Origin of the sequence: uncultured Tateyamaria sp. (assembly GCF_947488715.1) — a bacterium.
Lineage (GTDB): Bacteria > Pseudomonadota > Alphaproteobacteria > Rhodobacterales > Rhodobacteraceae > Tateyamaria.
In genome coordinates this window covers 435,812-458,060 of record NZ_CANLAG010000003.1, presented here as the reverse complement: position 1 = coordinate 458,060, position 22,249 = coordinate 435,812, and the positions used below count along the sequence as shown (strand labels likewise).

Sequence of the window (22,249 nt, the reverse complement as noted above, 5' to 3'; positions counted from 1 at the left end):
ACAGAAACTTTTGTGTTTACAAAAGGTTAACGCGAGAAAGAGCGGTGGGAGTGGGCACGGATGCCCACCCCCCCGAAAAGCCTTACTTGTAGACTTCTTCCTGAACGGTATCGAGGCGCTCAAGAACGGCCATCTTCTTGGAGGGGTCCAGCATGAATTCCTGGAAGCCTTCCATGCCCGCTTTGGCCATCGCCGCGGGGGCGTCACGGTCAAAGAACTGGGCCAGACCTGTGGCGCTGTTCAGCAGAGCGAAACCTTCTTGGATGAACTTGTCGTCCGAGATGTCCGCCTTGGAGTTGATCGGCAGCTGACCAATGGTCTTGTTCCACTGGGTCTGCACGTCAGGGCGCGCAACGAAGGCCAGCCACTTCTTGGCGTTTTCGACGTTCTTGGCGTTGGTCGGGATAAAGAACGCGTCCGCGGGCGCTTCTTCGGCCGGAGCAACTGCCGGATCGATTGTCGGGAACGGCATGAAGTCGATCTGGTCTTCGGTCAGGCCGGCGTTCTTGTAGCCGTCGACCGAGAAGTTGCCCATCACGTACATCGCGGCGTCACCGTTGGCGAAAGGCGCGATTGCGTCCTGCCAGGACATCGAGGCGTGGTTGTCAACAAAGCCACACTCGCTGATGAGCGTTTCCCAGTTGTCGAATGTCGCGACGATGCGGGGATCGGTGTACTTGATCTCGCCGGCGGTCAGTGCGTTGTGCACGTCGTAACCGTTTGTACGCAGGTTGATGTAGTCAAACACGCCAGCCGCAGTCCACAGGAACTTGGTCCCGATGGTGAACGGTGTCACGCCATTGGCTTTCATCTTGCCACAAGCGGCGAGCAGCTCATCCCATGTCTGGGGCTCTTCCAGCTCCAGCAGGTCAAAGATGTCTTTGCGGTAGTAGATGCCCCACTGGTAGTACGAATAAGGCACGCCCCAGATTTTGCCGTCACGGCTCATGGTTGCCTTGATCGCGGCCAGGTCTTCGTTGAAGCCGTTGTCGGCCCAGACGTCATCGACGGGCTGGAACAGACCTGCATCGACGAAGGGTGCCATGCGGTTGCCGGGGTACCAGCTGGTGATGTCAGGCGCGTCAGCGGTCAGGAAGTTACGAATCGCTGTCTTGTGCGCTTCGCGGTCGTTGATGTTGACGACGACGTTGATGTCGGGGTTCTCAGACTTGAACAACTCCACAGCATCTTCGAAGCCCTTTTTGGGGCCTGGGTTGAGGTCGTCGAAGTTGATGACCAGATCGTTGGCCATCGCCGCACCGGCCATAGCCGTCAGGGCAATTGCCGCTGTTGCGGTTTTCAGTTTCAGGAACATGGTTTCCTCCCTTAGTTCCGTTTTCTCCCGTGTCCGGAGCTTGTCTCATTGCCCCGAAAACGAAAAGTCAGATTTCTTTTGACTTACAGTCTCGCTTTGTGGATGTTCCACATAGTGAAACCGTATTCCAACTATTGGAACTATGCGGTGGAGCTGGCGGCAGGTCAACAGTTTCCTGCATCAAGGTTTGGGAGGACCACATGAACACGGCAGCCCCCCGTTCGGGGGACGGAACCATTGGTAAGGCACTGGAGGTGCTGGACCTTGTCGCGCAAGCCGAACGGCCTGTGCGCTTTTCCGAATTGCTGACCATGTCCCCTCACCCCAAGGCCACGCTGTACCGTTTGGTGCAGACGCTGACGAACCTTGGGATGCTGCGATACGACACGGATCGACAGACCTATGCACCGGGTTTGCGCCTTGTCAGTTTGGCCCATGCGGCCTGGCGGCAGAGTTCACTGGCCCCAATTGCGCGGGCGCACATCGATGCGCTGAGCGAGACCGTTGGCGAGACCGTGCATCTGGCGCAACTGGACGGCGGGCAGGTCTTGTACGTCGACAAACGCAACGCCGCCGAGCCGCTGGAGATGTTCAGCCAAGCGGGCAAGGTTGGTCCGGGGTATTGCACTGGGGTGGGCAAGGCGATGCTGGCGTTTCTGGCCGACGAAGCGCTGGAAGTTGCGCTGTCCCAACAGGCCTGGTTTGCGCACACCGCCCATACACATACGAGCCGCGAATCGCTGAGCCGCGAACTGGCGGCGATTCGGTCCGAAGGCGTTGCCTATGACCGCGAAGAACATGAACCCGGCATCATTTGTATTGCCGCCCCCATCCTGTCGGATGTCGGGCGATCCATCGGTGCGCTGAGCGTGACCACGTCCACATCGCGCAGGTCGCTGGACGATTTGGCCTCGCTTGCGCCGCACCTTCAATCCACAGCCCGCGACATCGCGGGCGCTGCTGCCAACTGGCAGTTTCCGAGCCAATAAAGAGGGGGAGACCTATGACTGGCGTCACTTTGCAGAAAGCCATCAAGCGGTATGGGGCCACACAGGTCATCCATGGCGTCGATCTGACCATTGATGACGGTGAGTTCTGTGTGTTTGTTGGCCCGTCGGGCTGTGGCAAGTCCACGCTGTTGCGGATGATCGCTGGGCTGGAAGAGACCAGTGATGGACAGATCAACATCGGCACGCGTGACGTGACCCACATGGACCCGGCCGAGCGCGGTGTGGCGATGGTGTTCCAGACCTATGCTCTGTACCCGCACATGACGGTCGAGGAGAACATGGGCTTTGGCCTGAAGATGAACGGCGTGCCCAAGGACGAGATCAAGCGCAAGGTTGATGGCGCCTCAAAGATCTTGAAGCTGGATGATTACCTGAGCCGCAAGCCCGCCGCATTGTCCGGTGGTCAGCGTCAGCGGGTGGCCATTGGCCGGTCGATTGTGCGGGGGCCGGATGTGTTCCTGTTCGACGAGCCGCTGTCGAACCTGGATGCCGAGCTGCGTGTCGACATGCGGGTCGAGATCGCGCGCCTGCACAAGGAGTTGGGCACGACGATGATCTATGTGACCCACGACCAGGTTGAGGCGATGACGCTGGCCGACAAGATCGTGGTGCTGCGTGCGGGGTACATCGAGCAGGTGGGCTCGCCCATGCACCTCTATCAGGACCCAGACAACAAATTCGTGGCAGGGTTTATCGGGTCGCCTGCTATGAACTTCATCAACGGTGTGGTTGAGGCCGGCGGCGTGCGCGTGCCCGGACTGGCGGACCGGTTGGTCACGACTTCGGTGGCGTTGCCGGCGGCGGGCACGGCTGTGACGGTTGGTGTCCGTCCGCAGGACATGGAACTGACCGAGGGCAGCTCTTCGATCAAGTTGGACATCCGCGAACGGTTGGGGGGCGTCGCCTATGACTACCTGACCACGCCCACGGGCGAGCGTTTGATCGTGGAGTCGAAGGGCGATCTGGCCATGGAAGAAGGCACCGAAGTGACGGTCACCTTTGATGATGAACGGGTGATGTTCTTTGACGCCCAGACGGAGCAACGTCTGCGCTAAGCGCAACATAGGCCGAAAATAGAGCGCCGCTGGTCCTGCCAGCGGCGTTTTTTCGTGCCTGTGGGTATGTGTTTTTGTGGATGTGGGCAACTTTCAACTTAAGTCGTTTATTTATAATTTTGAGAGCTTAGGCGTGGGATAAACGCTCCTAGTTGTGTGCTATTGGAAATATTGCATTGGCCAAACGTCCGAAATGATCCTGTGGATAAAGGGAAACGGAGGATGTGCGGGCTTCGCGCCACAACGAAGGTATTGCCTTCGGAGTAGCACTTAAGCCGTTGCTATTATTCCGGAAAACGCAGTTTCAGCCCTGATCGCGCAAATACTGCATTATCGCGGGTCTGACGTTCATGTCGCCCTTGTGGCGCGCGTCGGCGATGACCTTGCGGACGTCATCCAGATTTGACCGCCGCAACAACGACTTGACCGGCCCAATGGATGCAGGACGCATCGACAGGCTGCGCAAACCGATGGCAGCAAAGCACAGCGCCTCGACCGGGCGGCCCGCATCCTCGCCGCAGAAAGACAGCGGGGTATTGGTCTGCGCACAGCGTTCCACGATCCGCTCAATGAAGCTCAGGAAGGAGACGTTCAGCGTGTCATAGCGACGACGCACACGTTCGTTTTCACGGTCCGCGGCAAAGAAGAACTGTTTCAGATCGTTGCCGCCAATCGACAAAAAACCGACCTCTTCAAAGAACTTTTGCGGCGAGAACGCGAGACTGGGCGTTTCCAACATCGCGCCCACTTTGATCTCGGAGGGCAGCACGTGACCCAGACGGCGTTCGCGGTCCAGCGCCTTGTCCACCTCTGCGCGTGCAAGTGTGTATTCCTCGTATTGCGCAATGAAGGGAAACATGACCGTCAACGCGCGCCCATTCGCGGCGCGGATCAGCGCCTGCAACTGCATCCGCATCACGCCGGGTTTGTCGAGACCCACCCGGATCGCGCGCCAGCCCAAAGCCGGGTTTGGTTCGTCGTTGGGCTTCATATAGGGCAGCACCTTGTCCGACCCGATATCCAGCGTGCGGAACACAACCGGCTTACCACCCGCCGCGTCCAGCACACGCGCATAGAGCGCCGACAGTTCGGACCGTTTCGGCATCTGGTTGCGCACAAGAAACTGTAGCTCAGTCCGGAACAGCCCGACCCCTTCGGCGCCCGAGCCCTGAAGCGAGGGCAAGTCGGCCATCAGGCCGGCATTCATGTTCAGACTGACGACACTGCCGCACAGGGTTTCGGCAGGCTTGTCACGGATGGAGGCATAGCGTTCAACCGCCGCCGCCTGCATCGCCATCTTGTCCCGGAACGCCGTCACCACCGTATCGTCAGGGCGCAAGTGCACGATGCCCTGTTCCCCATCGACCATGACGTGATCACCGTTCAACGCCTCGAGCGTGGCGCGGTCGGCGTGCACAATCAACGGAATGGCCAGCGCGCGGGCCACAATGGCCGCGTGACTGCCGACGGACCCGGCCTCGAGAATGATCCCTTTGAGACTGCGGCCATAGTCCAGCAGTTCCGCAGGCCCGATGTTGCGCGCGACCAGAATGGGATCGGCGGGCATGTCGGCGCCGGTGTCTTTGCCCTGACCTGTCAGAATGCGCAGCAGGCGGTTGGACAGGTCGTCCAGATCGCTGAGCCGTTCGCGCAGGTAATTGTCGGTCGCCTGCCCCATGCGGGCGCGGGCCAGGGATTGTTCCTTTTCCACGGCTGCCTCGGCGGACAGGCCGTTTGAGATGTCTTCCTGCATCCGCCGCATCCACCCCTTGGAATTGGCAAACATGCGGTAGGCTTCGAGCACCTGGGCCTGTTCCTTGTCACCGGCGGCCAGCGCCAGCATCTTGTCAACGCCGACGCGCAGTTCCTCGACCGCCTCGGTCAGGCGTTCCAGTTCGCGGTGCGGATCATCCGCAATGGGGTTTGTGACCACGACACGGGGTTCGTGCAGCCAAATATGGCCCTCTGCCACACCTTCCTGTGCGACGGTCCCGCGCAGCATCGACGGCTGGCTGTGCCGCGCGCCCATGGCGCTGCCTTCGCCGACAAAAGCGCCCAGTTCGGTCATTTCCGCGAGCACCATTGCCACCACTTCGAGGGCATAAATCTCATCTGCGGAAAATTCGCGAGCTTCCTTGGACTGCACAACCAGAACGCCCAGCGCCTCGCCCAAACGCTGGATCGGCACGCCGAGGAAGCTGGAGAACACCTCTTCTCCGGTTTCGGGCATAAAGCGGAACCCGCGTGCGTTTGGCGCATCCGCGGTGTTGACGATCTGGCGGCGGCGCGCGACGCGACCCACCAACCCTTCGCCAAGGCGCAGGCGGGTCTGGTGCACGGATTCCGGGTTCAACCCTTCGGTGGCGCACAGTTCGAGCGTGTCTTCGTCACGGAACAGATAGATCGAGCAGACCTCAGACCCGATGCTGTCAGCGATCAGGTGTGTGATCTTGTCCAGACGCGCCTGTCCGGGATCATCCCCCGCCATGGCGTCCCGCAAGCGGCCAAGCAGCTTGCGGCTCTCTGTTTCGATGCGTTCGGCCATGGGTGTGCCTGTCCATCCCTTTGTGCAGCGCCGTTTAAATCACAGCACGCGGCACAAAGGAACGCACATTTCACTCAACCTCAGGTTATACGTGCGCAGGTGCGCAATCTTACGCCAACACCACGCCGCCTAAGTCCATGATCAGCAGCTCACCGTCGGGGCCGGAGCCGTCCATGATCTGGAAATCATGCACCTCGACCACTTCGCTTTCGCCTTTCATCTGGCGGAAGAGACGGACGGAAGTTGTCCAGTTGTTGTCGAGCGCAACGGCAATGACCGGGCAGGCACAGTCGATGTGGCTGCCGTTTGGTCCCAAATAGCCGTCAGGATAGTTCCAGCCGTCCGGGCCACAATCGACGGAGACTGACGTGTTGCAAACTTCGATGCAGTTTTCAGTCAGAACGGTATAGCGCACCTGGTAGTCTTTATCTGTCCAAATCCCGCGCGACACCACGCCCCGCATTTGCAGCGGCACACCCCAACGATACACAAAGGCGCGGCGCGCCGGTGATGGCGAGATGTCAATCTGATCCGGCAGATACAGCGCACCATCCCAGTCATTGGCGTTTGGCAACGCCTCGGTCAGCTTGGTGTCGGGTGCGCGCGGGATCGCGGCGTGGGGCGCGCCGTGTTTGGAGTTCCGTCGCTGATGCAACGTGTCACCGGCATGTCCGCTCGCATTCTGGTCCGAGACCCGCAGGGCATAGTGGTTGTCAAAGGTCTGCGGGCGCGTCGGTACCAGCGGCGTCACGTAGTCCTGCGCATCGCGGCTGTTCGGCGTCATCAGCGCCAGCGTGACCACAAAGGGTTCCAATTGAATTTCCGCTGTCGTCATCCTGTTGGCCGCCATGATGTTATTGATGGCAACGGACATATAGCCGGGAAGGCCGCTGAAATCCGGCTCGGCCCCATAAGTCTGCCGACCGACACGCAGAAAGCTGTCGGTGGCGTTGTCGGGCCCGGTCATACCCTTGGGCAATGGCACCTGTTTGCTAAAGCTGAGGTTCCAGCCGCCCGACGCGCCCATCAGGTCCCCGTCAAGGGTGACGTAAAAGTCCATGCCCGCGTCCGTTTCGCCCATATATGTGAAAGTCCAGTGATACCTGGACCAATAGTCGGCATAGGGGTCCCCGTCGGATGTGGCGATGTCGGAAAAGGGCAGCGACGGGCGCAGGCGCTTTTTCTCGCTCATCGGGTCGTCCACGTCGCGGTCCGGCGACGGAGCGATGGCAATTTCGGATTGCGTAAAGCTGAGCGAATTGCGCCCCGCCACGGCGGCCTTGGCCATCATCGGCATGTCCTTGAGGAACATCTTGTACTGCTCGGCCAGTGCGCGCGTAAGGTCGGCCTCGACCTCCAGCGCCTTGGAATCGTTGTGGCGGGCGCCGTAATCATTGCCCTTCTGGCGCTCGTTCTCGGCTTCGGCGTGGTAATAGGCCACCGACAGGCTCACCGCTTTGATCTGATAGCTGGCATAGTGCTGGAACACGGCCAAACGCGCGTCAAAATACTTGCGCGGGTTGCCAAAGTTCACCTTTTTCGGGTGGTAGGCCTCGTAGGCGCGAAAGAACGGGACGCTGCGCACGGTCTTACCATTCTCGTCGCGGCCCATAATGGCCTCGTGCATGGCACCTGCGATTTCGTCAAAGCCCTGGCACTGGTTGTGCAACGAATCCGGCATCTTGGCCCGGCGCTCGGCCGCTGAAAATCCGCCCGCAGCCATATCTTTGCAAAAGGCCTCGAAATCTTCCCAGCGGTCCATGACGTCGTGGATCGAATGCTGCAAAGCACCTGCATAGAGCGACCACTCGACCTTCTTGTCCACCGCCACAACGGCGTCAGACAGAACCGACACCTGCTCTTTGAGGACGGCAATGTCCCTCAGAGCCATTTCCAGTTCGTAATCATCGCTGAGAATGTTGATCAGCATCCGCTGACCGTTGTTCTGAATCTGGCCCGGATCTTCGCCAAAAACAAGGTCACGCACCTTGCTCTTGCCGACATGTTCCCACGCAAATGCCGCGATTTCCATTGCTACCATAACGTCATCCTTAAATTGAATGACGCACTCTAAGCAGCAATTAACCCGTATGGATAGAAAAAAGCATGAAGTCGCAGTGGTTTACCCAAGCGGCCAATCAGGCCGCCTTGTCCAGCTCAAACGCATCGTGCAACGCCTGCACGGCAAGTTCCATGTATTTGCGGTCGATCAACACGCTGATTTTGATCTCTGACGTGGTGATGACTTTGATGTTGATACCTTCGGCGCTCAGGCACTGGAACATCTTGGCCGCCACGCCTGTGTGGCTGCGCATGCCGATGCCCACAACGCTGACCTTTGCTACATCCGTGTCCGCGATCAGCTCATGGAAGTTGATGATGCCGCTGGTCTTGGCCTCATCCATAGCCTTTTCGGCGCGCGCCACCTGCTCTGTCGGGCAGGAAAAGGTCATGTCCGTGCGCCCCTCTTCGCTGATGTTCTGGACAATCATGTCCACATTCACACCCGCATCACTGAGCGCGGAAAAGATCGTGGCGGCAATGCCAGGGCGATCGGCCACCGACACCAGCGTCATCTTTGCCTCATCGCGGGAAAAGGCCACACCGGCCACAACATTGCTTTCCATGATATCCTCCTCGTCGCATACCAGCGTCCCGGCATCGTCGGATTGTTCCTCAAAACTGCTCAAAACCCGCAGCTTGACCTTGTACCGCATCGCCAGCTCGACCGAGCGGGTCTGCAAAACTTTGGCACCCAAAGACGCCAGTTCCAGCATCTCTTCGAACGCAATCTTGTCCAGCTTGCGCGCCTTGGGGCTGACACGTGGATCGGTGGTGTAAACACCATCCACGTCCGTATAGATGTCGCAACGCTCCGCCTCGAACGCAGCTGCAAAAGCCACGGCGGTTGTGTCTGACCCACCCCGGCCCAGCGTGGTGATCCGACCCTCAGGGCTGATCCCCTGAAAACCCGCGACCACGGCCACACGCATACCTTCGGCAAACTTGGCGTTGATGTTTTCGGGCGGGATCTCTTCGATACGCGCGGACGAATGCGAGGAATTGGTCTTCAGCGGCACCTGCCACCCTTGCCAACTGCGCGCGGGCACGTCCATTTCCTGCAAGGTCAGCGCCATCAAACCAGCAGTCACATTCTCGCCCGACGACACAACCGCATCATACTCACGCGCGTCAAACAGCGGCGAGGTTTCGTTGACCCAGCCCACCAGCTCGTTCGTCTTGCCGGACATGGCCGACACGATGACGATCACGTCATAGCCCTTGGCCACTTCAACGCCCACACGCTTGGCCGCGCGGCGAATACGGTCCAATGTGGCCACTGATGTGCCACCGAATTTCATCACAAGAACAGGCATAGTCCGCCCCAATTTTTCGTCCGCCCGCCCATATCGTTCGGACGCCGCAGTTGCAAGAACCGGCTGCGCAAACGCAAATCACCCATGCTTGAGATATGGATCGGAGCGCCAATCGTCAGGGGCTGAAAAGCCGCTGACAAAAACATCGTGTCGCGCGTTAGCGCGTCCTTTTGGCTACAGCAGGTGCGGCACCGGTCAATAAGCGTGCGCGCGGCCATCCCAGGTTTCAAAACACCCGGTTGTCTCAAGGCTGAGCGCATCAAAGCGCGCCGCAAGCCCCGCAACCGCTGCGTCGACCGTGATATCCGCCGAACTGCCACCCATATCGGTCTGAACCCACCCCGGATGGTAAATCCCTACGGCGATGTCCCCGGCGAGGTCCGCAGCCAGATTGCGCCCCAGATTCAAAACCGCCGCCTTGGACGCGCGATAGATGTAACTGCCCCCCGGCGCGCGGGTATGCGATGCCATCTGCGACGAGATGATCGCGATCTTGGGCGCTGTCGCCGCCCGCAAATGCGGCAAGAGCGATTGGATGGTCAGAAAGACACCGGTGACATTGGCCGCAAAACTCTGCGCCCAAAGGTCCGGCGCGTAACCCGTTTCCAGATCGGCCCCCTTGTCCAGATAGACACCCGCATTGCACACCAGCAGGTCAACCGGCATGTCCGCCAGTTTCTCAGCCATCGCAGAGTGATCGGCGGGCTGGGTGACGTCCAGCGTGACATCCGCCCCGGACGACCGGCCCGTCGCCACGACGTTGTGACCAGAGCTGCGGTAGTGCGCGGCCAGGCCTGCGCCGATGCCGCGTGTGGCACCCGTAATAACGATGTTCATCAGATTCAGTTCGCCTTGCGCGTTGGGATAAAGGGCAGAGGTGCCACCGGCACGCCGTCTTCGATCAGCGCCTTGGCCTCGCGGGCATTGGCTTCGCCCCAGATGGGCCTGTCCGGCGCATCCCCAAGATGCATGTCGCGCGCCTCGCGGGCAAAGTTGCCGCCGACATAGGTCGCGTTTTTCTCGACCTCGTCGCGCATTTTGGTCAGTGCGGCCTCGACCTGCTCGGGCGATGGGTCAGCGGCGTCGGGCTGCGCATCGGCGGGTGCACGCTTGCGCGCCGTTGCGACACTGGGGGCCATGATGGCCTTGTCCACCGTGGTCGATCCGCAAAGCGCACAGCTGACATGCCCGGCGGCACGCAGGCCGTCATAGGCTTCTGCGTTGGCAAACCAGCTTTCAAAGCCGTGGCCTTGGTCACATTTGAGCGTGTATTTTATCATCGCAGTTACAACATAGACGCGCGCACGCGCGGCGCAATGGCATTGGCCAGCGCAAAGGTGGCACTCAGGTCAATTGACGGGGGTCAAAGTCGCGCAGGATACGGGCCAGTTCCGGTTCATCCACAAGGCTGGCGGCCTTTTTGCGGCCAACCCACTTGCGCTTGCGCTGCCCTGCTTCGGGATAGTCGCGTGCCAGGGTCTTGACCCGCAAGGGATAGACCATCGCCACGCACGGCAAATCGTCTTCGTCTTCGCCGCGTATCTTGTTGTAGGAATAAAGCCCAAGGGGCCGCGATACGGCACGTCCGATCACACCTGCTTCTTCCCACGCTTCTTGCGCGGCACTTTCGGCGGGGGTTTGACCGCTCATCGGCCAGCCTTTTGGCACAATCCAGCGCCCGGACCCACGCGACGTGACCAGCAACACCTGAACTTTGTCGTTTTTGATCCGGTAGCACAGCGCGGCGAATTGCGTGCGAATATCGGTTTTATGCGCTCCGGCAAATCGCAGGGGCAGTTGTTTTATCATTGGGGCGCTCACTGCACAGGCCCTCCTCGTTATCGCACCTACATACGTCATATTGATGCAGATTACCAGTTTCACAGGTTTTTTCGCCCTGATCGCTACCACATGATGTGTGAACCTGACGTGTCCACGGGCCAAAATCGGTCGTTTTCGCGCTTGAGCAAGGTGGCGGCATGACCAATAGTGCGTACGTTATGAAAACCTGCAAATGGATCAAGGGCTTGGCCGTTCTGGGTTGGCTGGCGTGCCTGCCGGGCCTCGCCAGTGCAGAGACCGTACGCATTTTCGCGGCCGCCAGTTTGCAGGGTCCGCTTGATCAGGTCGCTGTGCAATCGGATGAAGATGTCGTGATCAGCTACGGCGGCAGCGGCACAATTGCACGGCAAATTAGCCTTGGGGCGCCCGCCGATGCCGCCATCATCGCCAATACGAACTGGTCCGACTGGCTGGTCGCCCGTGGGGTGATACCATCACCGCCCCGCGCGCTGATGTCCAACCGGCTGGTGGTGGTCGCCGCCCAAGGCTCCGCCCCGTGGACACATGCGGACGCGAACACCCTGCGTGCACATCTAAGCGGCGGGCGTCTCGCCATGGGCCAGCATATGTCCGTGCCCGCTGGCATCTATGCCCAAGCTTGGCTGGACAGCATCGGCGCGTGGGACGATCTGCGGCAGCAGCTGGCCGAAACCGAAAATGTACGCGCTGCCCTCGCCCTCGTGGCGCGCGGTGAAGCACCTTTGGGCATCGTCTATGCCTCTGACGCGCAGGCAAGCACAGATGTCGACGTCGTTTGGCAAGTCCCAGCAGACGCGCATCCCCCCATTCGCTATATCGGGCTGGCCTTGACCCCTGCGGGCGAGACCTTTTTGGACCTGGTGGCTGCGCAGACAGATGCGTTTGTCGCCGCAGGCTTTGTGGCGCTGCCATGATGCTCGACACCGCAGGTTGGGAGGCGTTGCGCCTGTCGCTCCTCGTAGGTGTTGTCGCCACCGGCCTGGCTCTGCCGCTGGCCATATGGGTCGCGTGGCTGTTGGCGCGCCGCGACTTCTGGGGCAAGGCGGTGCTGAACGCATTGGTGCACCTGCCATTGGTGCTGCCGCCTGTGGTGACGGGATACCTGCTGCTGATCGCCTTTGGGCGCACTGGCCCGATTGGACGTTTCCTTGAACAGACCTTTGGCCTTGTGCTGGCCTTTCGCTGGACCGGAGCGGTCCTTGCGGCCATCGTCATGGGCTTCCCATTGATGGTGCGGGCCATCCGTCTCGCCATCGAGGCGGTCGACCCCAAGATCGAAGAGGCCGCCGCCACCCTGGGTGCGCCGGGATGGGCCGTGTTTTCGACAATCACTCTGCCCCTGATCATGCCCGGTATTCTGGCTGGTGGTGTCATGGGATTTGCCAAGGCGATTGGCGAATTTGGCGCAACCATCACCTTTGTCGCCAATATTCCGGGCGAGACGCAGACGTTGCCATCAGCGATCTATGCACTGCTGCAGGTGCCGGGGGGCGAAGCCGACGCGGTGCGCCTCGTGCTCTGGGCCTGTGTTCTGGCGCTGAGTGCGGTTGTCATTTCAGAGTGGTTGGCCCGCCGGGTGGCTGCGCGGATTGCTGGGACATGAGCCTGTCCGTCACCCTTGCCCACAGGTTCGGGGCCTTTGACCTCGACATCGCTTTTGACGCACCGGCGGGCGTCACAGCGATCTTTGGACGGTCTGGCGCTGGCAAGACCACGTTGGTGAATGCAGTCGCGGGCCTGTTGCGGCCAGATACGGCGCGTATCACGGTTGATGGGGTTGTGTTTGATGACGTCAAAACCCACCTGCCCGCGCATAAACGGCGCGTGGGATATGTGTTTCAGGATGCGCGGCTGTTTCCGCACCTGAGCGTGGCGGACAATCTGGATTACGCGCGCCGCTTTGGCGCCCGCACCCGCGACCGCGCCCGTGTGATCGAGATGCTGGGCATTGGCGCATTGCTGACGCGCCGACCTGCAACCCTGTCAGGCGGTGAGCGTCAGCGGGTGGCGCTGGGTCGTGCGCTGTTGTCGGACCCGCGTGTTCTGTTGATGGACGAACCGCTGGCCGCGCTGGACGGCCCGCGCAAGGCGGAAATCCTGCCCTATCTAGACCGATTGAAATCAGAAGCGGGCATGCCGATCCTCTATGTCAGCCATGCGGTCGACGAGGTCGCGCGGCTGGCCGATCACATGGTTCTGCTGGCGGATGGGCGCATTGCGCGACAAGGCCCGATATTCGACGTCATGGCCGACCCTGCGGCCATCCCCCTGCTCGGCGTTCGCGAGGCAGGCGCCGTGTTGCGCGCACGGGTCGAGGCGCATGGCGATGACGGGTTGAGCACATTGCGGGTCGCGGCGGGCACGCTGCAACTGCTTGGCGTGTCGGCCCCGGTTGGGTCTGACGTCCGGCTGCGGGTCTTGGCACAAGACGTGCTGCTTTCACTGGACACACCGCGCGGGCTGAGCGCCCAGAACATCCTGCCCGTGACGATCAAGGACATACGCGCAGGCGGCGGCCCCGGTGCTGCGGTGGTGCTGGATGCAGGCGGCGACGTTTTGTTGGCGCGGGTGACAGCGCGTGCAGTGGCGTCGATGGGGTTGCAAACGGGTCAGACGCTTTTTGCAGTGATCAAGGCGACATCGGTTGGTCAAACCGCCATATCCGGCGGGGTCAGCGCAGCGCCAGCACCTCGGCCTTGAGACGGGCCACCATGCGGTCGTGCGGGACGTCTGTTGCAATGGCCAACCGGCGCAGACCAAAGTGCACATGCGCCACATCGGTGTAGTATTTCGTGTAGGCATAGTTGGTGGCGGCCCCGGCCATCGCGCCCAGTACGGGCACCGTCTGTGCCGCCAGTTTCTGCCCCAGCACCACGGCCAGACGTGGTGCGACGCGCGTGATCAGCGCCTGTGTCGCCGCCCCGCTGAGCGCCATGCGCGCGGACAGAAAGGCCACGTCGGACCCGTCGTCATGTTGGAGCGGACCCGCCGCACCAAAGACCTGCACACAGTCAAAGCGCACCGACTCGGATGTCGGGTCAAAGTCGTGCTCAACCGCGACCCCTTCGATCACGCGCAAGAGCAGCGTTGTCGTCACGGGCAATTCGGCCAGCGCCGTTGGCAACCCGCCAAATCCGCCAGCGGCGCCGAGGCCTGTGCTGACCGCACGGTTGAGCCATTCGGCCTGATCCGGCACCACGCGCCGCGATGCGCTGGCGGCGGTCAAAGCGTGCGAAAGTGCTGCGTGGGTTGTTTCATTGAGTTGGTCACGCGCATTGGCGGGCAGTTGATCCAGCAATGTGTCCGCGCCTGTGCCCAGCGCATTCAACAGTTGGACCCCCAGACCACCCGCGGCCTTGTACCTGCGGGCAAGCCGGTCAATTTCGGCGTCGGTGTCGATGGGCGGGGCGGCCAGGATGATGTCGCTCATACAGCCTATGTTGGCATCATCGCAGCGCGTTTCAATGGACGCGCGTGACGTCGCCCGTCACCGCGTCCCATGCACCAGCGGTCAACGCCCGCCCCAGCACTCGGTCCGGGTTGGTGGGCGGCGGCATATGGACGTGGTGCAGCGGGGCAAATCCAAAGCGGCTGTAGTAGGGCGCGTCACCCACCAGCATGACCCGCGCCCAGCCCGATTGCGCCGCGACCTCAAGGGATGTTTCAATGAGCTCGCCACCCAGCCCTTCGCCCTGGCGCGTGGGGTGCACGGCAACGGGACCAAGCAACAGCGCCAGATGGGTTCCGATGCGCACCGGCCAATACCGGATGGCACCGGCCAGAATACCATCGGCGTCCCGCGCCACGTGGCTCAGCCCGGCCTGCGGCGGAACACCATCGCGCAAACGATATGACGACAGGGCTTCGCGACCGGGCGCAAAACACAGGTCATAGAGCGCCTCGACCTCCCACCAGTCGGGGGGTGCTTCTTGGGTGAGGTGATACATGTGGTCGGATCGTCAGGCAGGCTTTGGGGCGGCGTCGGGGCAAATCCCCATCGCTTTGGATTGGGCTGGCCCCCGCCCTAGCATGGGGCTAGGTCTTGCGCAAACCACCGAAATCGGAGCGCCCATGTTCTACAGACCCTCAGACGGCCACGCGTTGCCGCACAACCCGTTCAACGCCATCGTGACCCCCCGCCCGATCGGCTGGGTCTCGACCCGCGGCACGGATGGATCCGACAACCTAGCGCCCTATTCGTTCTTCAACGGTGTCGCCTATGTGCCGCCGCAGGTAATGTTCGCCTCGACCGGCACCAAACCGGACCGCGACGGCACCAAGGACAGCGTGGCCAACATCCGCGAAACCGGCGTGTTCTGTGTCAACGTGGTGGAATACGCCATGAAGGACGCGATGAACCAGACGTCAGGCCCGTGGGAGGCCGAGACGGACGAGTTTGCGCTGGCCCAGATCGAAAAAGCGCCGTGTTCCGAAATCGACTGCGCCCGCGTCGGGGCGGCACCTGCATCGCTGGAATGTCGCATGACCCAAATCGTGCAAATCGAAGGGGCGTCCAACTACGTGGTCTTTGGCGAAGTGATCGGCGTGCACCTGCGCGACGACTGCATCGTCGACGGCATCTTTGACGTGTTGCGCTACAACCCGCTGACACGGTTGGGTTACCGTGACTATTCCGTCGTACGGGAGGCGTTTTCGCTAAAACGGCCGGGCGAGTGAGCTTTCCAGACGCAGGCCGCGCCTATCCCGTCACCTTGCCCGACGGATCAGCGCATGCCGGAACGGTGTTTCTGGACCAAGTGATTGATCATCCCGGCTGGGATGTCGGGGCCTACAGCTATGCGTCCGATTTCGACCCACCTGCGGATTGGGCCGCGCGGCTTGCCCCCTACCTTTTTGGGCCGGGCCCCGGTCGCCTGCGCATTGGACGGTTCTGCCAGATCGCGCATGGCGTGCGGTTCCTGACCGCAGGCGCAAATCACGCGACGGACGGCATCACCACGTTTCCCTTTCCGATCTTTGATCCAAACCAAATCACAGGATATCAACCCGATCACCGCGACACAGTTGTAGGACATGACGTGTGGCTTGGATACGGTTCAATCGTATGCCCCGGCGCGCGGATCGGAAACGGAGTGATCGTCGGCGCTGGCGCCGTGGTGCGCGGCACGGTACCAGACTATGCGGTGGTTACGGGAAATCCAGCACAGGTGATAAAACGACGCTTTACACCGGCCCAAATCGAAGCACTCACCGAATGCGCGTGGTGGCACTGGCCCGCAGACCGGATCAAGGCGGCGCGCCCAGCACTGATGGCAAATGATATAGACAGCCTGCTGCGCGGTTGACGGGACGGCGGGTGGGGCGCCTTTTCGGACGGCGCATGCCGGACGAAAACAGCGTCACCCGCCGTCAATGACCGCCCAGAATACCCGTCCGTACACCGTAGTTCACGGCCACGCCATAATCCGGGTCGTCGTCGCTATCGACCACTAGGTGGCCTGCGTTGGTCAACAATCGGTGGCAATCACGTGTCAGGTGACGCAATTGGACCCGTTTGCCTACAGCCTCGTACTTGCCCGCAATCGCCTCGATTGCTTGCAACGCGGATTGGTCCACAACGCGGCTGTCGGCAAAATCCACGATCACTTCGGTCGGATCATTATCGATGTCGAACATCTCCACAAACCCGGTGGCCGACCCAAAGAACAGCGGCCCCTGCACCTGGTAAACCCGCGCGCCTTCGGGTGTTTCATAGGCTTTGGCATGAATGCGGCGCGCGTTGTTCCACGCATAGGCGAGCGCGCTCACGATCACACCAACGACCACCGCCACGGCAAGGTCTTCCATAACCGTCACAACCGTCACCAGCACAATCACAAAGGCATCGGTCAACGGCACCTTGCGCAGGATCTTGAGGCTGTTCCACGCAAAGGTCCCGATCACCACCATGAACATCACACCCACCAGCGCGGCCAGAGGGATCAACTCGATCACGCTCGATCCGACAAGGATGAACATCAGCAAAAACAGCGCCGCAGCGACACCGGCGATCCGCGTACGTCCGCCCGATTTCACGTTGATCATCGACTGGCCGATCATGGCGCAGCCGCCCATGCCACCAAAGAACCCGGTGGCCGTGTTGGCCACACCTTGCGCAATGCACTCCTGGCTCGCACCACCGCGCTGGCCGGTCAGATCACCGACAAGGTTCAGCGTCAAAAGGCTCTCGATCAGGCCAATGGCTGCAAGGATCACCGCATACGGCAGGATGATCTGGAACGTCTCCCAATTCAGCGGCACGGCAGGAATGTGGAACGGCGGCAACCCACCCTCGATGCTGGCCAGATCGCCGACGCGCGGTACATCCAACCCAAAACCGATGACGATGGCCGCCACGATGCCGATGCCTGCCAGCGGTGCCGGAATGATCCGCGTCACCCGCGGCGCCAGCCAGATGATCGCCATGGTCAGGCCCACAAGCCCCAGCATCAGGTATAGCGGCATGCCTGTCAGCCAGTCACCGCCCGCCATGCCGTGCCCCGACGCCTCGGCCGTGCCGGGCACCTTGAACTGCGTCAACTGGGCCAGAAAAATCACAATCGCCAGCCCGTTCACAAAGCCCAGCATAACAGGATGCGGCACCAGGCGGATGAACTTGCCCCATTGCATCACACCGGCAAAAATCTGGATCAGCCCCATCAGCACCACGGTGGCAAAGAGGTATTCGACACCGTGTTGCGCAACCAGCGCCACCATGACCACGGCCAAGGCCCCTGTGGCCCCGGAGATCATGCCCGGACGCCCACCAAAGAGCGCGGTGATCAGGCCAACCATGAACGCCGCATAAAGCCCCACCAGCGGGTGCACACCGGCCACAAAGGCAAAGGCCACCGCTTCGGGCACCAACGCCAGCGCCACCGTCAGCCCCGACAGCAGGTCCGTGCGGATCTGTGAGGGGGTCAGCTTTGTGTCGCCGGGTGCGATGGAAAAGTCGCCAAACCGGGTTTTTCTGTTCAGATTGTCGAAAAAGGCCATAAAGGCTCCACCTGCAATGATGCCGCTTTGCGCGCCCTCTATCGCACGACGGACGGAATGACCATGGCCTCGGCGTCCGGCGCGGATGTCCGTGCCAAACGCGCCGAAAATGTCACCACGGATGCCTATGCAGATCACATATCAGGGTTAACAATTGGACAACTTCCGCTAGTCTGACGCGCAAGCGCACCATGTCGAGGACTTTATGGCAATCATAAGAACGTATGCCGAGGTTCTGGCGCTTGATCCAACGGACGCGGAAACCAAACTAATCGCCGCGTGCAAAGCTGGTGAATGGTGCACTTTGGGCGATGGGTCTTGCCCGACAGAGCGTGATCCCGACCGCACGATCCGATCGGAGATCTTGCGCTATCTGCTTCTTGGTGGGTGCGAGGCCTGTGTCGTTGACGGGCGCGGGACGCGGTTGATCGGCGGCGCAATCGCGGGCACGCTCGACATCAGTTACGCAACTGCACACGGTGCTACACGGCTGGAAAACTGCCGCTTTGAAGCCAGGTTCGACTGCGTACAGACGAAATTTGCCATGGTGAGCCTGAACGGAAGCGATCTGAAAGGATGGCGTGCTCAGACGTCCTATGTCGAAGGCAGTGTGTTTTTGCGGTCCATCACCTCATCGCAGCCCATTGACCTCAACGGGTCGAACATCAACGGTCAACTGAGTTTCAACGGTGCACAAATCCATTGCCAGAGCGCCTATGCGATCCTCGCGCCGGATGCGTGTATCAACGGTGCCGTCTTTTTTCATCCGCGGACGCAGATTGAAAAGGAAAACATCGACAAGCCGTTCCACGCCACGGGTGAAATCCGCCTGAACGGCGCAACCATTGGCGGACTATACGCGCAGCAGTCGACGTTTGTGGCCACATCGACGGGGCAATCGCTGTCATTGGGTGGCGCGACCGTGAATGGCGCGGTGCGGCTCGATGGGTGCAACAGCACGGGGGAATTGCTGTTGGCCGGTTCGCGCATTTCGGGGCGGCTGACCTGCGAGCGGATCAAGCTGCGCAATGACACCGGGCATGCGTTCAACGGTCAAGCCATGCGGGTCGAACATTCATTTGTCTGGAAAAAGGTCGAACATACGTCCGGGGCCATCAGCCTGAATGGGGCGCATGTGGCAGAGCTGGACGACGACCCCAAAAACTGGCCGGATGGCGATGCGCTGTTTCTCGATGGGTTCACCTACGACCGGATCAAGGGGACTGTGTCGACCTCGCTTGCGCGGATGGACTGGCTGAAAAGCGGCAGCTATTTCGGGCCGGAGTTTCGCCCCCAGCCCTACTCACAATACGCCAAATTCCTGCGCGACACGGGCCACGATGAAGACGCGCGGCGGGTGCTTTATACCCGTGAGCGTCTGCGCCGCGACAGCACCCGTGCGCAACTGAGCGCATCGGGCCACAGCCTCGCCATGCCGATCAACCTGTGGTCGCGGTTCTGGGATACGATGCTGCGCTTTGTTGTGGGGTATGGTCATTACCCGTTTCGCAGCGTCGCGGCCCTAGCGGTGTTGATCCTCTGCACCATCATTCCGGCGCATTTTGCCTGGGAGGAAGGCAGCTTTGCCCCGAACGCAGCCCCCGTTTTGGTCTCGGATGGGTGGAAAGACATCGCAGCCATGGAACCCAAACCCGCCGCTGTCTGGTCCGGTGACGAACTGCCAACTGGCAGCACGTTGACGCCTGAGGCATGGAAAGCCGCCGCACCGGGGCGCGATTGGGAGACGTTCAACCGCTATGCCTATGGGTTTGACGTGGTGATCCCGATCATTGATTTCGGCCAGACCGATGCCTGGGCGCCCTCAACCACCCGGCAGGACTGGGGTTGGCACCTGTGGTGGGCGCGCTGGGTGTTGAGCGTCATGGGCTGGATCGTCACCGCGTTGGGGGCTGCTGCGATCACGGGCATCATCCGTCGTGAATGACATCAACTGTTGCGCATCCCTTTGAACTTGCGCCCGGTGGGGGTGTACAGCCGCCACACGGGTTTGTACCCGTAGGACAACGACGCACCACTGCGCGTCCAGCATTCTGGTTCTGACCACACGGAGACCCCCATGACCCGCACAAAAATCGCCGTGATTGGCGGCTCTGGCATCTACGACATCGACGGTCTTGAAGGCGCGGAATGGGTGCAGGTCGACACGCCATGGGGCGCACCGTCCGATCAGATCCTCACCGGCACGCTGGACGGGGTCGATATGGCGTTCCTGCCCCGCCACGGGCGCGGCCACGTGCACAGCCCGACCACGGTGCCCTACCGCGCCAATATCGACGCGCTCAAACGCCTGGGCGCGACGGACGTGATTTCGGTGTCGGCCTGCGGCAGTTTTCGCGACGCCATGGCGCCGGGTGACTTTGTGGTGGTGGACCAGTTCATCGACCGGACGTTTGCGCGGGAAAAATCGTTCTTTGGCACCGGCTGTGTCGCGCATGTGAGTGTGGCGCACCCGACCTGCCCGCGCCTGTCGGCGGCGTGCGTGACTGCCGCCAAAGATGCAGGCGTAACCGTACATGAGGGCGGCACCTATCTGGCGATGGAAGGGCCGCAATTCTCGACCCTCGCGGAATCAAAAATGTACCGCGAAAGCTGGGGCGCAGATGTCATCGGCATGACCAACATGCCCGAGGCCAAACTCGCCCGCGAAGCAGAGCTGTGTTACGCATCCGTTGCCATGATCACCGACTACGACAGCTGGCACCCGGACCACGGCGAAGTCGACGTGACCCAGATCATCCAGACCCTCATGGGCAATGCAGACAAGGGCCGTGACATGGTCCGCCGCCTGCCCGCCCTGCTGGGATCGGACCGCGCCCTGTGCCCGCATGGCTGCGACCGCGCGCTGGAATACGCCATCATCACAGCCCCAGAGGCGCGCGACGCCAGCGTCATTGCCAAACTCGACGCGGTCGCAGGCCGTGTTCTGAACGCATAAGGAAACTCCGATGTCTTTTGAACTCTGGCTGACCTTTGCCGCAGCCTCGACCGCATTGCTGGTCATTCCCGGCCCCACGTTGATGATGGTCCTGAGCTATGCGATGACCCAAGGCCGTCGCGTGGCGGTTGCATCGGCCCTTGGCGTCGCGGTCGGCGACCTGATCGCCATGACACTTTCGGTGATTGGCCTTGGTGCGCTGTTTCTGGCGTCTGCGATGGCGTTCAACATCCTGAAATGGGTGGGTGCAGTGTACCTGATCTATCTCGGGATCAAGATGCTGCGCAGCGCCACGTCGGCGTCCACGCAATCGGCACTGATGGACAAACCCGCCGGACAGACCCCGACCCGCGTGTTCCGCGATTTGGCCACTGTCACCGCGCTGAACCCCAAATCGAACACGTTCTTTGTTGCCTTTGTTCCGCAGTTTATTCAGGCAGACGCCGCATTTGCCCCGCAGGCGGGCATACTGATCGCAACCTTTGTGACCATCGCGGGTATCAATGCGCTCGTCTTTGCGCTGGCTGCGAATGCCATGCGCGCGCGGATCACGCGGCCCAATTTCCAGATGTGGCTGACCCGTGCGGGCGGTGCCACGCTGATCGGCATGGGCCTGCTGACCGCAACCCTTCGGAGATCCACATGAAACAGATCCAGGACTATATCCGCACTATCGTCGACTTTCCCCACGAAGGGATCATGTTCCGCGATGTCACAACCCTGTTTGCCGATCCGCGCGGGTTTCGCATGGCGGTGGATCAGATGTTGCACCCCTATGCGGGCCTGCAGATCGACAAGGTCGTGGGCCTTGAGGCGCGGGGCTTTATCCTGGGTGGCGCCATCGCGCACCAATTGTCCGTAGGTTTTGTGCCGATCCGCAAAAAGGGCAAACTGCCCGGTGCCACGGTCAGCCAAGCCTATACGTTGGAATACGGCGAGGCGATTGTCGAGTTGCACGATGACGCCATCACGCCGGGTGAAAAGATCCTGTTGGTGGATGACCTTTTGGCCACTGGTGGCACCGCCGAGGCGGGGATCAAGCTGGTCGAACGGCTGGGCGGCGAGATCGTGTCCTGCGCCTTTGTGATTGATCTGCCCGACCTGGGTGGGCGCGCCAAGTTGGAGGCCATGGGCATGGACGTCACTGCGCTGTGCGCCTTTGAGGGGCTCTAGG

21 protein-coding genes are annotated in these 22,249 nt (G+C 61.1%); 11 read left to right on the top strand and 10 right to left on the bottom strand.

The features are described from left to right. Nucleotides 1-82 precede the first annotated feature (82 nt). On the bottom strand, nucleotides 83-1,315 hold the full coding sequence (locus tag Q0936_RS10090) for an extracellular solute-binding protein (protein WP_299293483.1): 1,233 nt from the start codon (nucleotides 1,313-1,315) through the stop codon (nucleotides 83-85). 200 nt (nucleotides 1,316-1,515) lie between these two features. Here Q0936_RS10090 and Q0936_RS10085 point away from each other — a divergent pair, with 200 nt between their 5' ends. Together Q0936_RS10085 and ugpC are read left to right on the top strand one after the other, a co-directional pair. Next, the gene (locus tag Q0936_RS10085; protein ID WP_299293486.1) at nucleotides 1,516-2,304 is read left to right on the top strand and encodes an IclR family transcriptional regulator; all 789 of its coding nucleotides are present in this window, start codon (nucleotides 1,516-1,518) and stop codon (nucleotides 2,302-2,304) included. Nucleotides 2,305-2,318: 14 nt separating this feature from the next. Then, nucleotides 2,319-3,380 carry a sn-glycerol-3-phosphate ABC transporter ATP-binding protein UgpC gene (gene ugpC, locus Q0936_RS10080; protein ID WP_299293488.1) on the top strand — a complete coding sequence of 354 codons (1,062 nt, stop codon included), beginning with the start codon at nucleotides 2,319-2,321 and terminating at the stop codon, nucleotides 3,378-3,380. 304 nt (nucleotides 3,381-3,684) lie between these two features. Here the strand turns inward: ugpC and ptsP are convergent, their stop codons facing one another. The 6 genes from ptsP to Q0936_RS10050 form a co-directional block, all read right to left on the bottom strand. Continuing rightward, nucleotides 3,685-5,925: a phosphoenolpyruvate--protein phosphotransferase gene (gene ptsP, locus Q0936_RS10075; protein ID WP_299141342.1), complete on the bottom strand. Its 2,241-nt coding sequence runs from the start codon at nucleotides 5,923-5,925 to the stop codon at nucleotides 3,685-3,687. A gap of 109 nt (nucleotides 5,926-6,034) precedes the next feature. Next, nucleotides 6,035-7,966 carry a hypothetical protein gene (locus Q0936_RS10070; protein WP_299293490.1) on the bottom strand — a complete coding sequence of 644 codons (1,932 nt, stop codon included), beginning with the start codon at nucleotides 7,964-7,966 and terminating at the stop codon, nucleotides 6,035-6,037. A 97-nt stretch (nucleotides 7,967-8,063) separates the two neighbouring features. Continuing rightward, nucleotides 8,064-9,302 (bottom strand): aspartate kinase, encoded by a 1,239-nt coding sequence (locus Q0936_RS10065; protein ID WP_299293492.1) that lies wholly within the window; start codon nucleotides 9,300-9,302, stop codon nucleotides 8,064-8,066. A 195-nt stretch (nucleotides 9,303-9,497) separates the two neighbouring features. Next, entirely contained in the window at nucleotides 9,498-10,139 is a 642-nt protein-coding gene (locus Q0936_RS10060; RefSeq protein ID WP_299293495.1) for an SDR family NAD(P)-dependent oxidoreductase, read from the bottom strand. Nucleotides 10,140-10,144: 5 nt separating this feature from the next. After that, nucleotides 10,145-10,582, bottom strand: coding sequence for a DUF1178 family protein (locus Q0936_RS10055; protein ID WP_299141352.1), 438 nt, complete (start codon nucleotides 10,580-10,582; stop codon nucleotides 10,145-10,147). Nucleotides 10,583-10,646: 64 nt separating this feature from the next. After that, a complete protein-coding gene (locus Q0936_RS10050; protein WP_299141353.1) occupies nucleotides 10,647-11,111 on the bottom strand; it encodes an NUDIX hydrolase in 465 nt (154 codons plus the stop codon). 170 nt (nucleotides 11,112-11,281) lie between these two features. On the opposite strand from Q0936_RS10050, the gene modA reads away from it, so the two are divergent. Genes modA through modC form a run of 3 tightly spaced genes read left to right on the top strand, consistent with a single transcriptional unit; the run spans nucleotide 11,282 to nucleotide 13,823 of the window. Further along, the gene (gene modA, locus Q0936_RS10045; RefSeq protein ID WP_299293498.1) at nucleotides 11,282-12,037 is read left to right on the top strand and encodes a molybdate ABC transporter substrate-binding protein; all 756 of its coding nucleotides are present in this window, start codon (nucleotides 11,282-11,284) and stop codon (nucleotides 12,035-12,037) included. Continuing rightward, a complete protein-coding gene (gene modB, locus Q0936_RS10040; protein ID WP_299293501.1) occupies nucleotides 12,034-12,726 on the top strand; it encodes a molybdate ABC transporter permease subunit in 693 nt (230 codons plus the stop codon). The genes modA and modB overlap by 4 nt, the downstream gene beginning before the upstream one ends. Next, nucleotides 12,723-13,823, top strand: a complete 1,101-nt coding sequence (gene modC / locus Q0936_RS10035) for a molybdenum ABC transporter ATP-binding protein (protein ID WP_299141358.1) — start codon at nucleotides 12,723-12,725, stop codon at nucleotides 13,821-13,823. Before modB ends, modC begins: the two co-directional genes overlap by 4 nt. On the opposite strand, the gene Q0936_RS10030 is transcribed toward modC, so the two are convergent. Next, a complete protein-coding gene (locus Q0936_RS10030; protein WP_299293504.1) occupies nucleotides 13,795-14,553 on the bottom strand; it encodes an EcsC family protein in 759 nt (252 codons plus the stop codon). The genes modC and Q0936_RS10030 overlap by 29 nt on opposite strands. Before the next feature lie 31 nt (nucleotides 14,554-14,584). Further along, nucleotides 14,585-15,070, bottom strand: coding sequence for an N-acetyltransferase (locus Q0936_RS10025; protein ID WP_299141363.1), 486 nt, complete (start codon nucleotides 15,068-15,070; stop codon nucleotides 14,585-14,587). A gap of 124 nt (nucleotides 15,071-15,194) precedes the next feature. Here Q0936_RS10025 and Q0936_RS10020 point away from each other — a divergent pair, with 124 nt between their 5' ends. Then, nucleotides 15,195-15,800, top strand: coding sequence for a flavin reductase family protein (locus tag Q0936_RS10020; RefSeq protein ID WP_299293507.1), 606 nt, complete (start codon nucleotides 15,195-15,197; stop codon nucleotides 15,798-15,800). Further along, nucleotides 15,797-16,429: a CatB-related O-acetyltransferase gene (locus tag Q0936_RS10015; protein WP_299293509.1), complete on the top strand. Its 633-nt coding sequence runs from the start codon at nucleotides 15,797-15,799 to the stop codon at nucleotides 16,427-16,429. The genes Q0936_RS10020 and Q0936_RS10015 overlap by 4 nt, the downstream gene beginning before the upstream one ends. A 64-nt stretch (nucleotides 16,430-16,493) precedes the next feature. On the opposite strand, the gene Q0936_RS10010 is transcribed toward Q0936_RS10015, so the two are convergent. Continuing rightward, on the bottom strand, nucleotides 16,494-18,119 hold the full coding sequence (locus tag Q0936_RS10010) for a SulP family inorganic anion transporter (protein ID WP_299293512.1): 1,626 nt from the start codon (nucleotides 18,117-18,119) through the stop codon (nucleotides 16,494-16,496). 205 nt (nucleotides 18,120-18,324) lie between these two features. On the opposite strand from Q0936_RS10010, the gene Q0936_RS10005 reads away from it, so the two are divergent. The 4 genes from Q0936_RS10005 to Q0936_RS09990 all read left to right on the top strand — a co-directional run bounded on the left by Q0936_RS10005 (nucleotide 18,325) and on the right by Q0936_RS09990 (nucleotide 22,248). After that, the gene (locus Q0936_RS10005) at nucleotides 18,325-20,064 is read left to right on the top strand and encodes a hypothetical protein (protein WP_299293515.1); all 1,740 of its coding nucleotides are present in this window, start codon (nucleotides 18,325-18,327) and stop codon (nucleotides 20,062-20,064) included. A gap of 132 nt (nucleotides 20,065-20,196) precedes the next feature. Further along, the gene (locus Q0936_RS10000) at nucleotides 20,197-21,075 is read left to right on the top strand and encodes an S-methyl-5'-thioadenosine phosphorylase (RefSeq protein WP_299293518.1); all 879 of its coding nucleotides are present in this window, start codon (nucleotides 20,197-20,199) and stop codon (nucleotides 21,073-21,075) included. 10 nt (nucleotides 21,076-21,085) lie between these two features. After that, a complete protein-coding gene (locus Q0936_RS09995; protein ID WP_299293521.1) occupies nucleotides 21,086-21,721 on the top strand; it encodes a LysE family translocator in 636 nt (211 codons plus the stop codon). Beyond that, on the top strand, nucleotides 21,718-22,248 hold the full coding sequence (locus Q0936_RS09990; RefSeq protein ID WP_299141378.1) for an adenine phosphoribosyltransferase: 531 nt from the start codon (nucleotides 21,718-21,720) through the stop codon (nucleotides 22,246-22,248). Before Q0936_RS09995 ends, Q0936_RS09990 begins: the two co-directional genes overlap by 4 nt. The last annotated feature ends 1 nt before the right edge of the window (nucleotide 22,249 follow it).

Excerpts from the sequence above, each read along its gene's own strand:
- Q0936_RS10025 (WP_299141363.1), bottom strand. The coding sequence starts at position 15,070 with ATGTATCACCTCACCCAAGAAGCACCCCCCGACTGGTGGGAGGTCGAG.
- modB (WP_299293501.1), top strand. The coding sequence starts at position 12,034 with ATGATGCTCGACACCGCAGGTTGGGAGGCGTTGCGCCTGTCGCTCCTC.
- Q0936_RS09995 (WP_299293521.1), top strand. The coding sequence starts at position 21,086 with ATGTCTTTTGAACTCTGGCTGACCTTTGCCGCAGCCTCGACCGCATTG.
- Q0936_RS10065 (WP_299293492.1), bottom strand. The coding sequence starts at position 9,302 with ATGCCTGTTCTTGTGATGAAATTCGGTGGCACATCAGTGGCCACATTG.
- Q0936_RS10000 (WP_299293518.1), top strand. The coding sequence starts at position 20,197 with ATGACCCGCACAAAAATCGCCGTGATTGGCGGCTCTGGCATCTACGAC.
- Q0936_RS10010 (WP_299293512.1), bottom strand. The coding sequence starts at position 18,119 with ATGGCCTTTTTCGACAATCTGAACAGAAAAACCCGGTTTGGCGACTTT.
- ugpC (WP_299293488.1), top strand. The coding sequence starts at position 2,319 with ATGACTGGCGTCACTTTGCAGAAAGCCATCAAGCGGTATGGGGCCACA.
- Q0936_RS10085 (WP_299293486.1), top strand. The coding sequence starts at position 1,516 with ATGAACACGGCAGCCCCCCGTTCGGGGGACGGAACCATTGGTAAGGCA.
- Q0936_RS10005 (WP_299293515.1), top strand. The coding sequence starts at position 18,325 with ATGGCAATCATAAGAACGTATGCCGAGGTTCTGGCGCTTGATCCAACG.
- Q0936_RS10030 (WP_299293504.1), bottom strand. The coding sequence starts at position 14,553 with ATGAGCGACATCATCCTGGCCGCCCCGCCCATCGACACCGACGCCGAA.
- Q0936_RS10070 (WP_299293490.1), bottom strand. The coding sequence starts at position 7,966 with ATGGTAGCAATGGAAATCGCGGCATTTGCGTGGGAACATGTCGGCAAG.
- ptsP (WP_299141342.1), bottom strand. The coding sequence starts at position 5,925 with ATGGCCGAACGCATCGAAACAGAGAGCCGCAAGCTGCTTGGCCGCTTG.
- Q0936_RS10050 (WP_299141353.1), bottom strand. The coding sequence starts at position 11,111 with ATGATAAAACAACTGCCCCTGCGATTTGCCGGAGCGCATAAAACCGAT.
- modC (WP_299141358.1), top strand. The coding sequence starts at position 12,723 with ATGAGCCTGTCCGTCACCCTTGCCCACAGGTTCGGGGCCTTTGACCTC.
- Q0936_RS10055 (WP_299141352.1), bottom strand. The coding sequence starts at position 10,582 with ATGATAAAATACACGCTCAAATGTGACCAAGGCCACGGCTTTGAAAGC.
- Q0936_RS10090 (WP_299293483.1), bottom strand. The coding sequence starts at position 1,315 with ATGTTCCTGAAACTGAAAACCGCAACAGCGGCAATTGCCCTGACGGCT.
- Q0936_RS10060 (WP_299293495.1), bottom strand. The coding sequence starts at position 10,139 with ATGAACATCGTTATTACGGGTGCCACACGCGGCATCGGCGCAGGCCTG.
- Q0936_RS10020 (WP_299293507.1), top strand. The coding sequence starts at position 15,195 with ATGTTCTACAGACCCTCAGACGGCCACGCGTTGCCGCACAACCCGTTC.
- modA (WP_299293498.1), top strand. The coding sequence starts at position 11,282 with ATGACCAATAGTGCGTACGTTATGAAAACCTGCAAATGGATCAAGGGC.
- Q0936_RS09990 (WP_299141378.1), top strand. The coding sequence starts at position 21,718 with ATGAAACAGATCCAGGACTATATCCGCACTATCGTCGACTTTCCCCAC.